The following is a 19393-nucleotide window of genomic DNA, read 5'->3' on the forward strand; positions in this document are numbered from 1 at the left end:
GTGCGTTTCAGTTTGTTTTTTCGAGCGCCCGCACGTCGGGATGAGCGCCTGTTATGAGCGAAACGACTTCCTCGTGATTGGTCTCGGTGGCCAGCCGCTCGGCCACCTTGCGGCCGCGCCGGAACACCACGATGCGGTCGGCAACCTCGAAGACTTCGGAAATGTTGTGGCTGATGAGGACGACGGCGCAGCCGCGCGCGGCGAGCCGCCGTGTCAGCGCCAGCACCTTGCGGGTCTCGGCGACGGCAAGGGCCGCCGTCGGCTCGTCCATGATGACCAGCTTGGCATTCAGATTGAGCGCCCTGCAGATGGCGACAGCCTGGCGCTGGCCGCCCGACAGGCTGCCGACAGGCGCTTCCGGATCGGAAATATGGGCATCGAGTTCCTTCAGCAGGCCATCGACGCGCTGGCGCATTTCCTGGCGCTTCAGAAACGGAATGCCCAAAATGGAGCGTTTCAATTCGCGGCCGAGAAAGACGTTTTCGGCGATCGACAGGTTCTCGGAAAGTGCCAGTTCCTGGAAGATCGTTGCGATCCCCGATGAGGCTGCATCCTTGGGCGAATGAAAGGCAACCGGATTGCCCTCGATGACGAGTTCGCCATCGCTGGGCGGATGGGCGCCGGCCAGGATCTTGATGAAGGTCGATTTGCCCGCGCCATTGTCGCCGAGCAGCGCCAGCACCTCGCCGGAACGGATATCCAAGTCGACATTTGAAAGCGCTGTCAGCGCGCCAAAGCGCTTGGCGATGTTTCTGGCCACAAGAAAAGGCTCTGTCATGACGGGTTCCCCGGTGACTGCGGATTGGCTAGACGGCTTTGCTCACCCAGCGCAGCACATTGGTCCAAAGGCGCGCATAGCCGGGCCATTCGACGAAGCTGTTGGGCAGCCAGTGCGGGCCGATATCCGACGTCCAGACCAGGGTGCGACCCTCGCCATGGCGCCCGGTGACCAGCAGCGGGTGGCCGCCCTGGTCCTGCGGCAGCCGCGCCAGCACTTCGACATCGTCCTGGTCGCGGGCAACGACCTCGTTGGCGCCGAGAAGAATGGGCCATTCACCGTCGATGCCGGCAAACAGCGGATGATCCCTGGGGCCGGTGATCGCAGGCCGAAAGCCCTCGGGGATTTCCAGTCGGTCGTCATTGGGAAGGCAGGTCACCGGCAGCGCATCCTCGACAGCCGTGCGGTGCCAGCGGGCCTTGCCGTCGATGCCCTGGAAGGAGAAATAGCCGCCGATCATGATCAGGCCGCCGCCGGCCAGCGTCCAGTCGCGCAGAAGCTTGAGCCGGTTGGGGACCGTCTTGCCGTGCAGCCAGACATCGGGATGGAGCAGCAGCGAGTTCGCGCCGATGTCGGAGAGGATGATCGCCTTGTATTGCAACAGGCCTTCCATGGTGAAGGGCAGCTTTTCGACCGCCTCATGGGCCGGCATGTACTCAAGATCGAACTCGCTGTCCTTCAGGGCTGCAACGAGCGGTGTTGCGCCGAGATGGAAGGTGACGCTGCCGAACTGGTCGAAGCCCTTATAGTGGGTCGCCGAACTCATCCAGCTCTCGCCGACCAGAAGGACTTTTGCTTTCGCCATGATCATATTCTCCTGATTTCGCCCGATGGGGGATGTCCAGAAATCGATAAGTCTTTGATTTAACTTGCCATAACAGTGTCATTCGCCAAGGCGGTCGCCTTCAGGGTGGCAAAATCCGCGATGTAGCCCTGCGCGCCTTCGACCGTGGTCGTCAGGCTTGCGCCGATCGCGGCATAGCGGGCGGCGGCATCCAGCGACGCGCCATGCAGCCAGAGGCTGAGGAAGATGCCGGCGAAGCTGTCGCCGGCGCCGGTGGCGTCGACGCGGTTGACCGGCAGTGCCGGCACCTCGATCTGTGGGCCGCCGCCAGCCGGGAAGACGACCGCGCCAAACTCGCCAAGGGTGAGCACGACGGTCCCGCGCGGCTTGATGCGTGACAGCATCAGCCGCACCTCTTCGATCATGCTCGCCATCCCGGTGCGAAAGCCGAAAATCTCCCGCATCATCACGTCGTTGATGAAGGTCAGGTCGATCTGCCTGACCATCTGCGCGAAGGTTTCCGGCGTGCGAGCGCTTTTGGGCAAGCCGGCCGAATGCAGGCTCACTTTCCAGCCTGCCTGATGAAAGCGCGCGATGGAGGCGGTCATCGTCTCATAGTGAAAGCCTTCGATATGCAGACAGGCCGGGCGCTGCTCGGGCTGGATGTCCAGATTGGCGGTCAGGTCGACCTCGCCAAGCTCGAACGGTTCGCTGATGATGGTGCGGCTGCCGTTGCGCTCGATGATGACGATCGCCTGCGAAAGCCGGTTGTTGGGCGTGCTGCGGATCGGCAAGGCGTGGACACCCAGCTTGGCGAGCTCGCCCAAGGCCCAGTCGCTTTCGGCGTCCCTGCCGACCGCCGTCGCCAGTTCCACGTCAAGAGCGTAGGGCGCGCCAACGCCGGCCGCGGCAACCGCGAGATTGGCGGCCGGCCCGCCCAACGCCTTTTCGATATGGCTGGCGGTGATGCGGTCGTCGCGATGCGGCAGCACGTCGACACGGCACAGGAAGTCGACGCTGACGCGGCCGGCGACCAGCAGCCTTGGCAGGTGATCGAGGTTTTTTGGCCTGCGGGGCGCGCGGCCGGGCAGGGACCGCGCAAAGGAACTCGGCCGATACATCAGCGCGGCGACCGCCTTCTCGATGCGCTCGCGTGTGTCTTCCCTGAGGCCGGCGGTGCCATTGATGAAGTTCGACACCGTGCCGATGGAGACACCGGCGGTCCGTGCGACATCCGCTATGGTAGGGCGCTTGCGTTGCAATTGCCTGGTTCCGATTGAAGCGTTTCAAACGGTAGCAGTGGAAACGCGGCGCCTCAACGAAACTGTTTTCCAAAAAACTGGAGATCGCGCTTGTTCATTGGAAGATTGATCCAATCAGGCTGGGATAACTGGATCGCCCTTTCCATGTTTGAACGATTTTCAAATTTCCGTATGTTCGTTCGCGGCGCCTGATCGGACGCTCATCGCAGCGCCTTCCAGCAGCTCAGCTAGCAGCTGCCACACCGGAAATGGCCCTTGGGCGGTTTTCCGCTACGGCCAGAAACAGCAATGCCGCCGGGCAGAACCCGACGGCATCGTCTTGGACCAAATCAGATGCTGCCGTTCTGGTCGACGCCTAAGGCGTGGTCTGCGCTTCGATCTTGGTAGCCATCTGGTCGATCTTGTCGGCAAGGACACCCTGGGCCCAGGCCGTGACCTCATCATCGACGGGCTTGTTGGCCATGTCCGTCAGCGCTGCATCGAGCGATGCCTGGTCGGTGCCAACGGTCGCCGTAGCCGCTGCCGCCTCTGCCTCGTCGGCCGCTGCGTTGTCGGCGTCGACGACGGCCTGCTGGGCGGTGATCTGGTCTTTCACCGCCTGGATCTGTTCAGGCGTAGCGGTCGGATCCGCCTGCAGCGCGGTCAACTGCGCATTCAGCGTATCCAGTTGCGCCTGGGCGGCCGCCGCCGTGGTCGCAGCGGTCTCAGCCGCGGCCTGGGCGACCTTGGCTTTCGCGGACTGTGTCACAAAGGCCTGGATGCCGGCGAACTTCTTGCTCTTGGAATTCATATAGGCGTTGATGTTGCGCTGCAGGGAGTTCAGCCGGCCGAGCTTGGCATGGATGTTTTTCTCCTTGGGCACGGATGCGACCTCAGTGGTGGTGTCGACCGTGGTGGAGGTCGTTGTGCCCGCGTCCACCTTGCCAACATGGCCTGGAGCCGATGCCGACTTGCCATGCGAGGCACTGCTGTTGCCATTGCCATTGCCATTGCCGCCAGCGTTGCCGTTGCCGTTGCCGTTGCCGCCACCATTGCCGCCGCCATTGCCGTGCCCGTTGCCGCCGGCTCCGGCGAGCGCCGGGGACGCCAGAAGCGCCAATGCGGCAAGCGCCGCGAACAGAGTTTTTCGGTTTGTCATGGTGTCTCCTCGGGGAATCGCCGCCTCCGCCCCACCGCGCTAGATCAGCTAATATGAGAAACCACTAATCGTACTGAGTAAACTTTAGACAAATGCGGTCGCAATGCGCGATCTCGATGATGGCTAGCGGCGTAACTATTTGATATTTCATGAAAATAAACACCGTCAGGTCGCTGTGCTACTGAAGTCCCATGTCGGCCAGACCATGGTCCTAGCTGCCGGCCAGTGTCGCCGAGCGATTGGTCGGAAACGCGCTGGAATGTGGGAAGTCGATGACGGAAGCCTTGTCGGATGCGTGATGCGAGAAACGCTGTTGCCTTCCTGTCGGCAAAGGCGAACTGGCCGCCTTATTGGTCGACGCCCTAGATCAGCAACAAACCCTTCATGCTCGCGTATCCCTTGCGCCCGATGATGATGTGGTCGTGCACGGCGATGCCCAGCCGTTTGCCCGCCTCGATGATCTCCTTCGTCATCTCGATGTCCGCGCGCGATGGCGTCGGGTCGCCCGAGGGATGGTTGTGCACCAGGATGATCGCGGTGGCCGACAGTTCGAGCGCCCGCTTGACCACTTCCCTGGGATAGACGGGCGTGTGGTCGACAGTGCCGGTCTGCTGCACCTCGTCGGCGATCAGCGCGTTCTTTTTGTCGAGGAACAGGATGCGGAACTGCTCGCGCGCTTCGAAGGCCATGGCCGAGCGGCAATAGGCGAGAAGCTGCGTCCACGACGAAAGGACTTCGCGGCCATGGACTTCGCCATGCGCCATGCGTTGCGCTGTCGCCGCGACAATTTTCAGGTCGAGCGCCACGGCCGGGCCGATGCCCTTGACCTCCTGCAGCAGGTTGACGGGCGCGCCAAGCACTTCGGCCAGCGTGCCGAAGCGCGCCAGCAGTGCCTTGGCGGCCGGCTTGGTGTCGGCGCGCGGGATCAGCCGGAAGAGCAAGAGCTCCAGAAGCTCATAATCGGGCAGGGCGTCAGGGCCTGCCGAGGCAAAGCGCTCGCGCAAGCGGTCGCGATGGCCGAGATATCCAGGTTTTTCGGCTGGAGCCGGCCTGGCCTTCGCCGCAGGCCGAACCGGCACCTCGGCAAAGAAACTCCGCTCGTCGTCGTCGCCCGTTGTCCCCATCAGCCCCCGCATCCAGCCAATCAGTCGGGCAAAGCCGGCCGCCCGACGTATTAAAACATCAGGCCGGCAGGCCGGGCCGGTCGAGATTGTTGGGCGAGAGCGTGAAAATCTCGCAGCCCGTATCGGTGACGCCGATCGTGTGTTCGTACTGTGCCGACAGCGAACGGTCACGCGTCACCGCCGTCCAGCCATCCGACAAGACCTTCACATGCGGCCGGCCGAGATTGATCATCGGCTCGATGGTGAAGATCATGCCGGGCCGCATTTCTACGCCTTCATTGGCGCTGCCGTAGTGCAGGATGTTCGGGGCGTCGTGGAACAGCTGGCCAACGCCGTGGCCGCAGAAGTCGCGCACCACCGAGCAGCGCTCCGCCTCGGCATAGGTCTGGATGGCGGCGCCGATGGCGCCGGTGCGCGCACCAGGCCTGACCGCGGCGATGCCACGCATCAGGCATTCATGAGTGACCTCGAGCAGCCGCTCGGCGGCGCGCTTGATCGTGCCGACCGGATACATCCGCGAGGAATCGCCGTGCCAGCCGTCGAGGATGTAGGTCACGTCGATGTTGACGATGTCGCCATCCTTGAGCGGCTTGTTGTCGGGAATGCCGTGGCAGACGACATGGTTGATCGAGGTGCAGGACGATTTCGTGTAGCCGCGATAGTTGAGCGTCGCCGGCAGCGCGCCGTGGTCCATGCCGAACTCGAAGACGAAACGGTCGATGGTGTCCGTGGTGACGCCGGGTACGACCATCGGCACCAGCGCGTCCAGGCAGCGCGCGGTGAGGTCGCATGCCTTGCGCATGCCGGCAAAACCGTCCTTGCCATAGAGGCGGATCTGGCCGGTGTTTCTGAGGGGGGCCGTGGCGGCGTCGAGATAGGTGACCATTTTGTCCGTATAGAAGGTGGGGCGCTGCAGGAGTGCTGACGTGAAAATCCCACCAGATTTGGCACTTGGAGGCAAAAGGTTCAAGGAAGAACTGCCTGATGCAGCCTGAGCCGCCCGGATATTCGTCTCGTTGGGGCGGTCTCTTGTCGGTTTTCACATGGTTTGCTTTCCTTTCCGGCCATCGTGGGCTAGGCGGGACGATGTTTTGGAGATCGCGTCCAGCCCCGAAGCGCGCCAGATCGCTTGAAGCGCCGCTGACCGCAGCCTGCTCATGTCTGATGGGCCTGGTGCTGCTGGCGATGCTGTGCCTCGGCCGGCCCGACTTGCCTACCTTCGCGGATCCTGCACAGGGCGGTGCCGGCGTTGGCGTCGAACGGTCGGGCGAAGTCGCGGCGCTGTTGCGCGTCACCAACAAGGCGCAGGCACTGGAGGTTCGCACCGCCCGGCCGATGCTGGCCAAGTTCACCGGCGGTCATCCGGCCTTGCCGGCTCCGCAAGCTGTTTTCCTTTGGCTGGACCGGACTTCCCCGGCCGCGCCTGTTGCCGGCTCTGGCACGATCTCCGCTCCCAGCGCGAGCACCAACCAGCCGCGTGCGCCGCCGTCCACGCAGGCCTGAGCGGTCCAGGACCGCACCTCACCTCAAGCCATTCGCGTCGCGACCCGTGCGGCGGCCTTTCAGCCGCGCATGGGCGGCGTGGCGCGTCATTTCCGGATGATTGCAAATGCAACAACGTATCAAGACATTCAAAAGCCTGACGCGTGCGGCCTCGGCTGCATCCTTTCTGTCCGTTCAGGCGTTCATCTGTATCGGAACCGTCTATTGGGCAATCGCCGAGACGCTCTATCTGTCGGGAACCGGAGCGCTCGTCCTTGGCGCCCTGTTCGCCTTGCCATCGGCCTATGTTCTGCTGACCGTGGTGCGCATGGCCTTCGACGCGGAGACCGACCCTGCCAACCAGTAATCGCGCCGCCAACTTGGAAGGTTCTGCCGGACCAACTGGTGCCGGCGAACTTTCCTCCGCCCGTTTGCAGCAAAACCGCCGTTTCCGCAGTGACGACACATTTGCGTGGCACCAACCGGTCAAAGCAACTTTTGACAACGAACGGCGTTGCTTGGGCGACGCCAGTTCGGGAGATGCCTGATGGACAGATTGCAATTCGAGGTGCCGGTGCGCATTGCGCAAGGCCCCGGCTTGCCGGTCGAGGAGATTTACAGCGTCGAGCAGGCGCTGGATTTTCTTCAGGACTGGCCGGCACGCCGGCAGGGGCCGGTGTATCAAAAAGCCTTCAATGCCTGCTTCGGCGCCACGGTTGACGTGGTCAAGACCGAGGATGCCTGCCGTGCGTTCATGGCGTTTTGCCGTGTAACCGGACTGATGGCCAGCGACATGATGGCGCCGCGCAAGCGTGGCGGCGAGGCGAGAACGCTGCAGGCTTGAGGGCCGTTCGCCCCATAACCACTCCGCTTCCCAACCAACTCTGCTTGAATGAACGGGATGATCTCGTTTGCGGATCATCACGCGCATCTCGTCCTATGACGGTGCATCGACTGCGGCGTTAAGCTTCCGTTTCCACATCGGAGGCTACGCCATTGCTTGTTCAGCAATGGTTGATTCGTTGCGTCAGTTCATGGTTTGGAAGATGTCCCCAGAAAAAGTCCGTGCATTCCCGATCGACCGTCAGCTATTCCTAGTCAGAGAAGTTGCAGCCAAGCTCCACCATCTGCATGGTGAGCCTGCAGCCTCGTTCTGGAGGGCTAAAGCAGCCGAATTGCTTGACCTCGTTGTTGGGTCGGGCAGGGACAGAGCCACAGCCAGTGATGAAGTGCGCAGGTTTTTCCTGGCCGTACAAAGAGAGCTTTCGGCCGGCCTGGCTGCTGAGCCCGCTCCAGTTCTTTCCGCCTGAAGCAAAGGTCGCATTATTGCGACACGCTAGCTACTCGAATAGCGCGTAAATTCTACCGATTGCTGTGGGTCTGTGTGCTTGAACGGCAACACTGCACCTAATTTACATCACCTCTATTCTTAGGAGCGCTTATTGCCATTGCAATCTGTTAGGTTGCATTAGCAAGGGCAGATTCGCGCCGGGGGCGGTGCGGATCAGGGGGATGATGATGACTCGTGTTCGTTGGGACGTAGCCGAGTCTCGCCTTGTTTCAGGCTGGTTGAAGCAGAGATTTCTTGGCCTTTCAGGCTTTGCGGCGATAGCGGCCATTCTCATGGCGCTGACGCTGTTCGTCGGCTCGACGGGTCCTGCCAAGGCGACATGCACGGGACCGAGTGGCGGCGTCGAGACCTGCGCGGGAGCCGGGACACAGTCTGACATCAGCTACACCGCGCCTGGCGTTACGACGCTCAACGTCAACACGCTGACGATCGACCCCAGCCGCATATCGCTGACCGGTTCGGGCGCGAGCCCGTCGGCGGCAACGGAAGTCCAGCACTACACCTGCAGCACCGGCAACGCGGCCGACTGCGTCATTACCCCGGAGAAACCCGCCCAGAACGGCAATCCCGCCGTCGCCGAGAGCTGCGCGGTCGCCAGCGGCGCGCCTTCCGGAACAAGCTGCGTCGCACCGCCGGTCAAGGCTGCCGGGGGGCCTTCGGGCAATTCCGGCCCGACACTTGTGGTCAACTACTATCAACCCACGGCCAACACCAATACGCCAAATAGCGGGGCGGTGATCGCAACCGGCACCATCGGTGTTCTCGGCGCCTCGAATGGCAGCCGCGGCGGCAACGGCAGCAACGGCTACGTCTTCTCCGATGGCGGTGACGGCGCCAATGGCGCCGATGGCGGTGTGATTACGGTCAACGTCGACGGCGCCATCAGGACAAGCAACAATTGCGTGTTGCCGACGGCTTGCCCCAATGCGGGCATCGTCGCGAGCAGCGTCGGCGGCGATGGTGGCGACGGTGGCGATGCCAAGGGCATTTCGGGCGATGCCGGCGATGGCGGGCTGGGTGGCAGCGGTGGCAACGCCACCGTCAATTTCAACAGCGGAAGTGTCGAAACGCTGGGTAACTATTCCGCGGGCATCGCAGCCATCAGCCAGGGCGGCCATGGCGGCAATGGCGGCGGCGGTGGCGGCCTGGTCTTCAATCCGGGCGGCGGCAGTCCGGCCGGTGCTGGCGGCAACGCCAATGTCTTCACCGGCGTCGGCACGACAATCACCACCTATGGCATCTACTCGCACGGCATAGCCGCGCAGTCGATCGGCGGTGGCGGCGGCGGCAGCGCCGGTGGTTTCGGCCTGTTTTCGTCCTCCGGCGGCAGCGGCGGCAATGGCGGCAATGGCGGCATCGTCCAGGTCACCAACAATGCCAATATCACCACCTGGGGCAACAATTCGCAGGGCATCCTGGCCCAGACCATCGGCGGCGGCGGCGGCGACGGCGGTTCGAACTTCGGTCTGTTCGCTTCGGGCGGCAGCGGCAGTCTCGGCGGCAATGGCGGCCCGGCCAATGTCGTGACCGTCGGCGTCACCAATTCCGGCGCGATCGTCACCCATGGTGAGGATTCCAACGGCATCCTGGCGCAGTCGATTGGCGGCGGTGGCGGCAATGGCGGCAATTCCGGCGGTCTCGTGTCGCTTGGCGGCGATGGCGCCTCGACCACCAATGGCGGCATCGTCGAAGTGACGAACACCGCCGCCGGTTCGATCAGCACCGACGGCAAGCAGTCCGCCGGCATCTTCGCACAGTCGGTCGGTGGCGGCGGCGGCAATGGCGGCACCTCCGGCGGCCTGTTCTCGGCCGGCGGCAAGGGCGGCGCCGGCGGCAATGGCGCGCGGGTGACGGTGATCAATGCCGGCGATATCGAAACCGGAAAAAATGGTGCCGGCTCGGTCAATTCCGCCGGCATTTTCGCACAATCGGTCGGCGGCGGCGGCGGCAATGGCGGTGGTGCTTTCTCCGGCGGCATCGGCTTCAGCGTGGCGATTGGCGGCGCCGGCGGGAGTGGCGGCACGTCCGGCGCGGTGGAGGTGCTGCGCGACGCCAACGATACCGCCTATTCGATCATCACCCATGGCGACCAGTCGGATGCCGTTTTCGCGCAATCGATCGGCGGTGGCGGCGGCAATGGCGGATTTTCGGTTTCGGGCGCGGTCGGCGTGCTTGCGCTCGCCATGGGCGGGGCTGCCGGCAATGCCAGCGACGGCAACATCGTGACGGTGGAGACCGCCGGCTCCCTGACCACCTATGGCCAGGGATCGCGTGGCATTTTCGCGCAATCGATCGGCGGCACAGGCGGCAACGGCGGCGCGGCGATCGCGGTCGCGGTCAACGCTACCGGGACATTCGCCGCGGCGATCGGCATTGGCGGCGATGGCGGCGCCGGCGGTGCATCGAAACTCGTCACCGTGTCGAGCCTCAGCGACATCTCGACGGCCGGCAACAATGCCGGCGGCATCGTTGCGCAATCGGTCGGCGGTGGCGGCGGCAATGGCGGCTATTCGATCGGCGGTGCCATCGGCGGCGCGGTCGGTATTGCCGTCAATATTGGCGGCAAGGGTGCCGGCGGTGGTTATGGTGCCGACGTCATTGTCGGCAGTTCCGGTTCGATCCACACAAAAGGCAACAATTCGACCGGCATCCTGGCGCAGTCGGTCGGCGGCGGCGGCGGCAATGGCGGCTTCACCATCTCGGCCGCCCTTGGCGGTGGCGCGGCGAGCGTCGGACTTGGGGGCGCCGGCGCCGACGGCAGCAATGCCGGCAACGTCACCGTCAATGCCGACGGCGCCGGCCATGCGGTCGCCACCGGCTATACCGGCACCTGGAACCTTGTCACCGAAGGCAAGAACGCGGTCGGCATTCAGGCTGAAAGCATCGGCGGCGGCGGCGGCAATGGCGGCTTCTCCGGCAGCCTCGCGGCGGGTGGGCTTGTCGGCGTCGGTGTCAGCCTCGGCGGCACCGGCGGGGGCGGCGGCGATGCCGGAACGGCGACCGTCAACAATGGCAAGAAGGTCGGCAACACCGTCACCCAGAACAACATATTGACGATAGACGACAACTCGACCGGCATCCTGGCGCAATCGATCGGCGGCGGCGGCGGCAATGGCGGCTTCGCCGTGACGCTGAGCGTCTCCGGTTCCTATGAAGGCGCCGGTGGCGCGGCCGCCGTCTCGGTCGGCGGCAGCGGCGCCACCGGTGGCGTCGGCAAGGATGTTTTCGTCACCAGCTACGGCAACATCGCCACTTACGGCAAACAGTCCGACGGCATCCTGGCGCAGTCGATCGGCGGCGGTGGCGGCAATGGCGGCTTCAGCGTCGCCGGCACATTCACGACGGGAGCGCTGGGCGCTTCGGTGGCCGTTGGCGGCAGTGGCGGTAGCGGGCAAAGTGCCGGCGAGGTGACAGTGACCTCGACCGGCAACATCCAAACCCATGGCGACCAGTCGATCGGCATCCTGGCGCAATCGGTCGGCGGCGGCGGCGGCAATGGCGGCTTCGCCGGCGCCGGCGCGATCACGCTGCAGGGCGTCAGCGCCGCGGTCGGGCTTGGCGGCAGTGGCGCCGGTGGCGGCAGCGCGAAAACCGTCCGCGTCACCTCGACCGGCGACATCACCACCTATGGCGACCAGGCGATCGGCATTCTGGCGCAATCGGTCGGCGGCGGCGGCGGCAATGGCGGCTCGACCGTTTCGCTGGCGCTGGCCAAGGATGCCGGTATCGGCGTGGCGCTTGGCGGCAAGGGCGGCGCGGCCGGCAACGGCCTCGATGTCACCGTCATCTCGACGGGCAACATCTCAACCGGCGCCGGCTTCATATCAGGTGGTGTCCGCGGCACGGGCGCCGCCGGCATACTGGCGCAATCGGTCGGCGGCGGCGGCGGCAATGGCGGCTTCGCCGGCACGCTCGGCGGCGGCAAGTCGATCGCCGTCGGCGTGGCGTTTGGCGGCAGCGGTGCGGGCGGCGGCAGCGCCGACATCGTCAAGGTGACCTCGACCGGCAACATCGCGACGAATTTCGACAATTCGTCCGGCATCATCGCCCAGTCGATCGGCGGCGGTGGCGGCAATGGCGGCTTCAGCGTTGCCGTCACCGGTGCACTCGGCGACCCCGATGCGGCGACGGCGTCGGTCGCGATCGGCGGCAAGGGTGGCGTCGGCGGCGTCGGCAAGGACGTGACGGTGACAAGCTCCGGCACGATCACGACGACGGGCAAATTCTCCAACGGCATCCTGGCGCAGTCGATTGGCGGCGGCGGCGGCAATGGCGGCTTCGCGGTTGCCGGCTCGGCCACCACAGGCAATGCCGGCATCGGCGTCGGCGTCGGCGGCACGGGCGCCACCGGCTCGACCGCCGGAAAGGTGATCGTCAACAGCTATAGCCTCGTCGACTCCAATGGCCAGCCGGTGCTGCAGGCGCCGGCCGCAAACACGGTCTCGATCTGGACCCAGGGCGACAATTCGTCCGGCATCTTCGCGCAGTCGGTCGGCGGCGGCGGCGGCTCGGGCGGCTTCGCCGGCAGCCTCGGCGTTGGGCTCGGCGGTGGCGGGCTGGGCGTCAGCATCGGCGGCGGCGCCGGATCCGGCTCGACCGCCGATACGGTCACCGTCACCAGCTACAACAACATCCTGACCGGAGGGAAAGACTCCTTCGGCATCATGGCGCAGTCGGTCGGCGGTGGTGGCGGCAATGGCGGCTTTGCCATTGCGTTGGCCGGCAGCAAGGATATGGCGGCCAGTGTCGCGGTGGGGGGCTCCGGCTCGAGCGGCGGCGACGCCGCGGTCGTCACCGTCACCAGCCACGGCAACATCGAGACCGACGGCGACGGCTCGCATGCGATCTTCGCGCAATCGGTCGGCGGCGGCGGCGGCAATGGCGGCGGCGCGATAGCCGGCACGCTGACCGGCGAGGGCACGGGCAGTCTGGCCGTCGGCGTCGGCGGCTCCGGCGACAATGGCGGCAACGCCAAAGCGGTGACCGTCACCTCGACCGGCGATCTCAGGACCGAAGGTTTGAAGGCCGACGGCATCCTGGCGCAGTCGATCGGCGGCGGCGGCGGCAATGGCGGCTTCACCGGCGCGCTTGCGATCACCACGGGAGCCGGTGCGATCGGCGTCGGTGTCGGCGGTTCCGGCAAGGGCGGCGGCAACGCCGACACGGTCACCGTGACCTCGACCGGCAATATTGTGACCCTCAAGAACGGTTCGAACGGCATATTGGCGCAATCGGTCGGCGGCGGCGGCGGCAATGGCGGAGCCGCGGTCACCATCGCTGGCGCCGGCCAGAAAGCGGCCGCTGCGGTTTCTGTCGGCGGCGCCGGCGCCAAGGGCGGCACCTCCCAGCTGGTCACGGTCAACAATATCGGCACGATCGACACGACCGGCGACAAGGCGAACGGTATCCTTGCCCAGTCGATCGGCGGCGGCGGCGGCACCGGTGGCTTCGCCATTTCCGGCGAAATGGTCGTCGACGGCGCCGGTGGCGCCAGCGTCAGCGTCGGCGGCAATGGTGGTGCCGGCCAGGATGGCGGCCGCGTCGTCGTCAACAGCAATGTCGGCACCACGCTCGCCAATAACAACGCGACCATTCACACCGTTGGCGGGGATTCGAATGGCATCTTCGCGCAGTCGGTCGGTGGCGGCGGCGGCGATGGCGGCTTCTCCGGCGCTGTTTCGGTCACCGGCCAGAATGCCAAGGCCGCGATCGCCGTCTCTGTCGGCGGCTCCGGTGCGGGTTCCGGCGATGGCAAGATCGTCAACGTCACCTCGGTGGATAACATCCTGACCGAAGGCAATGGCGCGAACGGCATCCTGGCGCAGTCCGTCGGCGGCGGTGGCGGCAATGGCGGGTTCTCCTTTGCCGCGACGATCAAAGGCTCGCTCGGCAAGAACCCGAGCAAGAACGGCGCGGTCTCGGTATCGCTGGGTGGCGGCGCCGGTTCCGGCGGCGATGCCGAGAAGGTCACGGTCGATTCCACCGGCATTATCCAGACCGGCGGCGACAAGGCCTTCGGCGTGCTGGCGCAATCGGTCGGCGGTGGCGGCGGCACCGGTGGGCTTAGCGTGGCGGCAGCGCTCAACCTCGGTGAGGGTGGCAACCAGATCACCGCCGCGGTCGGCGGCGAGGGCGGCGGCGGCGGCACCGGCGGCGAAGTTCTGCTGACGCGCCACGGCTCGACCATCACCACCGGCGATCAGTCTGTCGGCCTGTTCGCACAATCGGTCGGCGGCAGCGGCGGCAATGGCGGCATGGCGATCTCCGGCGTGATTGCCGGCACCGATGCCAAGACCCTGTCGGCCAGCGTCGGCGGCTTCGGCGGCGCCGGCACCAACAGCGACAAGGTGACGATCGACAATACTGGTGCGATTTCGACCTACGGCGTCGAATCGCACGCCATCCAGGCGCAGTCGATCGGCGGCGGTGGCGGCAATGGCGGCATGGCCGTCTCGGCCGTGATCGGCTCGCTCGGTACCGGAACCAATTTCAATGCCGGCGTGACCGTCGGCGGCTTCGGCGGCGACGCCGGCTTTGCCGGCGCCGTCTTCGTGACCAATCACGGCCTGTTGCAGACCGGCTTGCTCGCGGCCGGCCAGACCGTGACCAATGGTGACGGCGCCTACGGCATCTTCGCGCAATCGGTCGGCGGCGGCGGCGGCTCCGGCGGCAACGCTATCACCGGCGTGCTCGGCCTCAACGGCAACAATGCGGGCACGCAGGTCAATGTCAGCGTCGCCGTTGGTGGCTCGGCCGGCAACGGCAACACGGGCGGGAACGTCACTATCAGGCAGTATGGCGGCATCGAAACCAACGGCATGGGCGCCTTCGGCATCCTGGCGCAATCGATCGGCGGCGGCGGCGGCACCGGCGGCCGCGCCAATTCGATCTCGTTGCAGCTTGGTGCGAAATGCACCCTGCCGAAAGTCTGTGAACCGGCCGGTGGCAAGCCGAACTGGAACCTGCAGGCGACGGTCGGTGGCGCTGGCGGAACCGGCAATGACGCCCAGACCGTCGATGTCGGCAACTATGATTTCATCACCACGCATGGCGACAAGTCGTCCGGCATCGTCGCCCAGTCGATCGGCGGCGGCGGCGGCATTGGCGGCGATGCCTATGTGGGTACCGGCGGCCTGCTTGCGATACCTTACGTGCCGGTCGATCCGACGTTGCTCCTGAAGCCGCTCGGCACCAGCAGCCTGACGCGTTCCGGCACGGTCGCCATTGGCGGCAACGGCGCCGGCGGCGGCAATGGCGGTACCGTCATCGTCACCAATGAAGGCGTGATCACCACCAACGGCACCAAGTCGGACGGCATCCACGCCCAGTCGATCGGCGGCGGCGGCGGCGATGGCGGCGACGGCGAGGCGGGCGCGCTCGGCACCGTCGGCATCGGCGGCCAGGGCAAGGCCGCCGGCAATGGCGGCTCGGTCACCGTCACCAACGGCAAGTCCGACCTCAGCCAGGCCGGCATGGCCATCATCCAGACATTCGGCACGTCGCCGACGCCGCCGGCAGAGGGCGCGCCGAGCGCCGAGCCGGAGCAGGGCTATTCGGCTGGCATCTTTGCGCAGTCGGTCGGTGGCGGTGGTGGCACGGGCGGTGGCGCCGGCGGCCTGCTGTCGCTCGGCGGCTCAGGCAAGGCGGGCGGCACCGGCGGTCATGTCACGGTCAACAATTATGGCGGCATCCTCACCCATGCCGATGATTCGGTTGGCATTTTCGCGCAATCGATCGGCGGCGGCGGTGGCGCCGGCGGCTCGCTCGGCATCAGCGCGATCGCGGTGGGCGGCTCGGGTGGCGCCAGCGGCTCCGGCGGCCAGGTGGATGTCATCAACGACGCGATGATCGAGACGCACGGCATCGATTCCTACGCGATCCAGGCGCAGTCGGTGGGTGGCGGCGGTGGTTCGGGCGGTGGCAAGAATGGCGGCATCACCGGCTCGATCCCGGCCCTGATCTCGATCGGTGGCGCCGGCGGCTCGTCCGGCATCGGCGGCATCGTCAATGTCACCAACGACAACAGCCTGCACACCTATGGCGCCGGCGCGGATGGCATCAACGCCCAGTCGATCGGCGGCGGCGGTGGTTCGGGCGGCCGCGCGATCGGCTTCATTGCCGTCGGCGGCAAGGGTGGCGATGTCGGCAACGGCACCACGGCCGGCAGCACCGGCTCTGGCGGCGTCGTCACCGTCAACAACAATGCCAATGGCACGATCACGGTCGAAGGCGTCGGCGCGCACGGCATCTTCGCGCAGTCGGTCGGCGCCGGTGGCGGCTCGGGCGGCGGCGCCTTCGGCGTCAGCATCGTGCCGGTTGCGATCGGCGTCGGTGGTGGCGGCGGCAGTTCGGGCGATGGCGGCGTCGTCACCGTCAACAACCATGGCGACATCACGACAGTGTCGGCCTCGTCGGTGGCGATCTTCGCCGAATCGATCGGCGGCGGCGGCGGCACGGGCGCCATGAGCGTGGCGGCGAGCCCAGCGCCCGGCGCCTTCACCTTCGGCATCGGCGGCGACGGCGGCACCAATGGCAAGGGCGGCAACGTCAATGTCACCAATTTCAGTGACGGCATCATCCACACAAAGGGCTTCGGCTCGACCGGCATCATGGCGCAGTCGGTGGGCGGCGGCGGCGGTGCCGGCGGCGCGTCCTATTCCGTATCGGGCGGTCCGCCCGGCCTTGCCATCGCGCTCGGCGGCAAGGGTGCCGCTGGCGGCGACGGTGGCATTGTTACCGTCATCAACAATGGCGCCATGCAGCTCGACGGCGACAATTCCGTCGCGATCTTCGCGCAATCGGTCGGCGGCGGCGGCGGCTCGGGCGGCACCGCGATTGCGGCGGCCATCGGCGTGCCGGTGTTCATCGGCGGCGATACTGGCGCGACCGGCAAGGGCGGCGATGTCACCGTTACCAATACGGGGCAGATCAGGCTTACCGGCAATGGCTCGGTCGGTATCTTCGCGCAGTCCGTCGGCGGCGGTGGCGGCGTGGTGACCGCTGGCACCGACGGCATCGTCCAGGCGGTCGCCGGCGGCAGCGGCAATGGCGGTGTGGTCACCATCAACAGCAACGTCGCCATGCTCATCACCGGCGACAATTCGGTCGGCGTGTTCGGCCAGAGCATCGGCGGCGGCGGTGGCGTCGGCGGCTTCTCCGGCAACTATCTCGGCCTCGACCAGGTGCAGGCCGCAAGCAGCATGATGATGGCCATGGTCGCCGCGCCGCAAGGGTTCATGGGCAGCGCCGGCGGCGGCGGCACCGGCGGCGCCATCACCTTCACGCAAACGGCCGACCTCGCGGTCACCGGCAAGAATTCCTTCGCGCTGATGGAGCAGAGCGCCGGCGGCACTGGCGACATTGCCGACAATGGCGACATCAACGTCACCATTGCCAGCGGCGTGACGATCACCGGCGGCTCAGGTGCGGGTGCCGGCATCAGCTACAAGGACGGCAGGGACAATCTCCTGACCAACAACGGCACCGTCCGTTCGATATCGTTGATCGACGGCTATGCCATGCGCGGCGGCGTCGGCAATGAAACGTTCGACAACAAGTACCTGACGGTCGGATCGATGGACCTCGGCGCCGGTCTCAACATCTTCAACAACAAGACCAACGCGGTCTATCTGATGGGCGACACGGTCTACCTCGACCTGCCTGGCCAGTTCAACAATGACGGTTTCGCTGCTCCCGGCGGTCTCGACCGCGTGATGACGACCGAGGTCACCGGCAACTGGTCGCAGTCGCTTGGCGGCGTCTATCTGCTCGATCTCGATCTCGACCCTGAAGCGGACCGCATCAATGTGAGCGGGAAGGCCGACGTCAATGGCCTGGTCAGCATCAACATCATGAACCCCGGCGCGGCAAAGCCAGGCAATCAGGACTACGTCATCCTGGAGGCGCAGGGCGGTGTCACCGACAATGGACTGAAGCTCGATACGATCCCGAGCGCGGTGGCGCAATATTCGCTGAAATATCCGAATCCTGAGGATATCGTCCTCAATGTCGACATCAATTTCGCCCGCACCGGCCTGACCGAGAACCAGACCGCGGTGGGTCAGGCGATCAACGCGATCCAGACCGATCTGACGTCGCCGAACTTCACCAAGATCGCCAACGCGATCTTCTACATTCCGACGCTCGACCAGCTTGGCGCCGTCTACGACACGATCTCTGGCGAGGGCATCAGCGGCTTCCAGCAGCCGGAGTTCGACGCCAACAACACCTTCCTGGCGCAGATGAACCGGCAGTCCGATGCCTGGCGCATGGGCCTGTCGACGGATCCGATGAGCCAGTCGCTGAAGGTGCCTGAGGCGGCCTATGCCGAACCGCCGGGCAAGGCGCATCCGTTCGATGCCTTGACCAAGGCGCCCAACCCGCAGCGCTGGAATTACTGGGCAACGGCGGGCGGCAATTCGGGCGTGGCTTCCGGCGATCCCGTGGTCGGCAGCGCGGCCCTTGGTTACAAGTCGGGCAACTTCGCCGTCGGCCTCGACTCGCAAGGCGATCCCGACGTGCTGATGGGCTTCGCGCTCGGCGGCGTCGCCGGATCCTTCACCGTGCCGGATCGCGAAACCTCGGGCAACATCATTGGCGGCCATGCCGGCGCCTATGGCGCACGCAAATGGGGCCAGTTCTACATCAACGGTTCGCTGGCGATGGATCTCTACAGCAATACGACCGACCGCTTCACCTCTGTGCCTGGCGCGCCCAATCCGCTCAATCCGGTGCCGGCAATCACCAGGGAACACTGGACTGGCGATTTCATGAGCGCCGGCTTCGGCACCAGCCTCGAGGCCGGCTGGCGGCAGCCATTCGGCGCCGGCGCCATCACGCCGTTCGCAGGGCTGCAGTTCCAAGCACTGGCGATGCAGGCCTTCTCGGAAAAGTCGACCAGCGACGGAGCGCTCGGCCTCGACTTCGACAGCCGCACGGTCATCTCGCTGCCGGTCTCGCTCGGCCTGCAACTCGACACCACGGTTGCCATCGGCGAGACGAAGACGCTGCAGGCCTGGGGCCGTGCCGCCTGGCTGCATGAGTTCAAGCCGGACCGCTCGGTCGAACCCACCTTCCAGGCGGCACCGGGCTACGCCTTCGTCGTCCAGGGGGCCGCGGCGGCCGAGGACGCGGTCACCGTCAACGCCGGCGTCAAGCTGAACTGGAGCGGCAACACATCGGTCTTCGCCACCTTCGACGGCAAGTTCGCCGACCGGGTGCAGACCTATGGTGGCAATGTCGGGTTCAGGGTGAACTGGTAGGCGAGGGCTCGCCGGTCAAGACATAGCGCATCTATAGCAGGCTGGCAGCTCTGAGGCATCGACGCTTGCCTTCGCTGCCGGACCCTCGGTGACTCGTCGCTGCCGCGCAATCGTTCCACCAAGGAACGGCGGAACCATCGCCGGCGTCCGCGTGGGGCGCGTGTTCAGCGATGTCTGCGCGCACCGGTCAGCCAACGGTCGGGTGTTTTGAAG

Annotated in this window: 11 protein-coding genes; 5 read left to right on the plus strand and 6 right to left on the minus strand. The window is 65.7% G+C overall.

What is annotated here, in order from left to right:
- Window positions 1–7: 7 nt before the first annotated feature.
- From JN279_RS20880 to map, 6 genes are all read right to left on the minus strand, one after another.
- A complete protein-coding gene (locus JN279_RS20880; protein ID WP_096446676.1) occupies window positions 8–778 on the minus strand; it encodes an ATP-binding cassette domain-containing protein in 771 nt (256 codons plus the stop codon).
- 28 nt (window positions 779–806) lie between these two features.
- Window positions 807–1583 (minus strand): glutamine amidotransferase, encoded by a 777-nt coding sequence (locus JN279_RS20885; protein ID WP_096457385.1) that lies wholly within the window; start codon window positions 1581–1583, stop codon window positions 807–809.
- A 59-nt stretch (window positions 1584–1642) separates the two neighbouring features.
- Window positions 1643–2824, minus strand: coding sequence for a carbohydrate kinase family protein (locus tag JN279_RS20890; RefSeq protein WP_096446674.1), 1182 nt, complete (start codon window positions 2822–2824; stop codon window positions 1643–1645).
- Between the two features lie 355 nt (window positions 2825–3179).
- Window positions 3180–3962: a hypothetical protein gene (locus tag JN279_RS20895; protein ID WP_096446673.1), complete on the minus strand. Its 783-nt coding sequence runs from the start codon at window positions 3960–3962 to the stop codon at window positions 3180–3182.
- Between the two features lie 362 nt (window positions 3963–4324).
- Window positions 4325–5086: a RadC family protein gene (gene radC, locus JN279_RS20900; protein WP_096446671.1), complete on the minus strand. Its 762-nt coding sequence runs from the start codon at window positions 5084–5086 to the stop codon at window positions 4325–4327.
- A gap of 58 nt (window positions 5087–5144) precedes the next feature.
- On the minus strand, window positions 5145–5972 hold the full coding sequence (gene map, locus JN279_RS20905; RefSeq protein ID WP_096446669.1) for a type I methionyl aminopeptidase: 828 nt from the start codon (window positions 5970–5972) through the stop codon (window positions 5145–5147).
- 278 nt (window positions 5973–6250) lie between these two features.
- Here map and JN279_RS20910 point away from each other — a divergent pair, with 278 nt between their 5' ends.
- The 5 genes from JN279_RS20910 to JN279_RS20930 all read left to right on the plus strand — a co-directional run bounded on the left by JN279_RS20910 (window position 6251) and on the right by JN279_RS20930 (window position 19180).
- A complete protein-coding gene (locus JN279_RS20910; RefSeq protein WP_202350131.1) occupies window positions 6251–6589 on the plus strand; it encodes a hypothetical protein in 339 nt (112 codons plus the stop codon).
- Between the two features lie 106 nt (window positions 6590–6695).
- A complete protein-coding gene (locus tag JN279_RS20915) occupies window positions 6696–6935 on the plus strand; it encodes a hypothetical protein (RefSeq protein WP_202350132.1) in 240 nt (79 codons plus the stop codon).
- A 180-nt stretch (window positions 6936–7115) separates the two neighbouring features.
- Window positions 7116–7412: a DUF982 domain-containing protein gene (locus JN279_RS20920; RefSeq protein WP_202350133.1), complete on the plus strand. Its 297-nt coding sequence runs from the start codon at window positions 7116–7118 to the stop codon at window positions 7410–7412.
- A 67-nt stretch (window positions 7413–7479) separates the two neighbouring features.
- A complete protein-coding gene (locus JN279_RS20925; RefSeq protein WP_244734063.1) occupies window positions 7480–7878 on the plus strand; it encodes a DUF6074 family protein in 399 nt (132 codons plus the stop codon).
- 208 nt (window positions 7879–8086) lie between these two features.
- Window positions 8087–19180 carry an autotransporter outer membrane beta-barrel domain-containing protein gene (locus JN279_RS20930; RefSeq protein WP_202350134.1) on the plus strand — a complete coding sequence of 3698 codons (11094 nt, stop codon included), beginning with the start codon at window positions 8087–8089 and terminating at the stop codon, window positions 19178–19180.
- The last annotated feature ends 213 nt before the right edge of the window (window positions 19181–19393 follow it).

Source organism: Mesorhizobium sp. 113-1-2, from assembly GCF_016756475.1.
Taxonomy (GTDB): domain Bacteria; phylum Pseudomonadota; class Alphaproteobacteria; order Rhizobiales; family Rhizobiaceae; genus Mesorhizobium; species Mesorhizobium loti_C.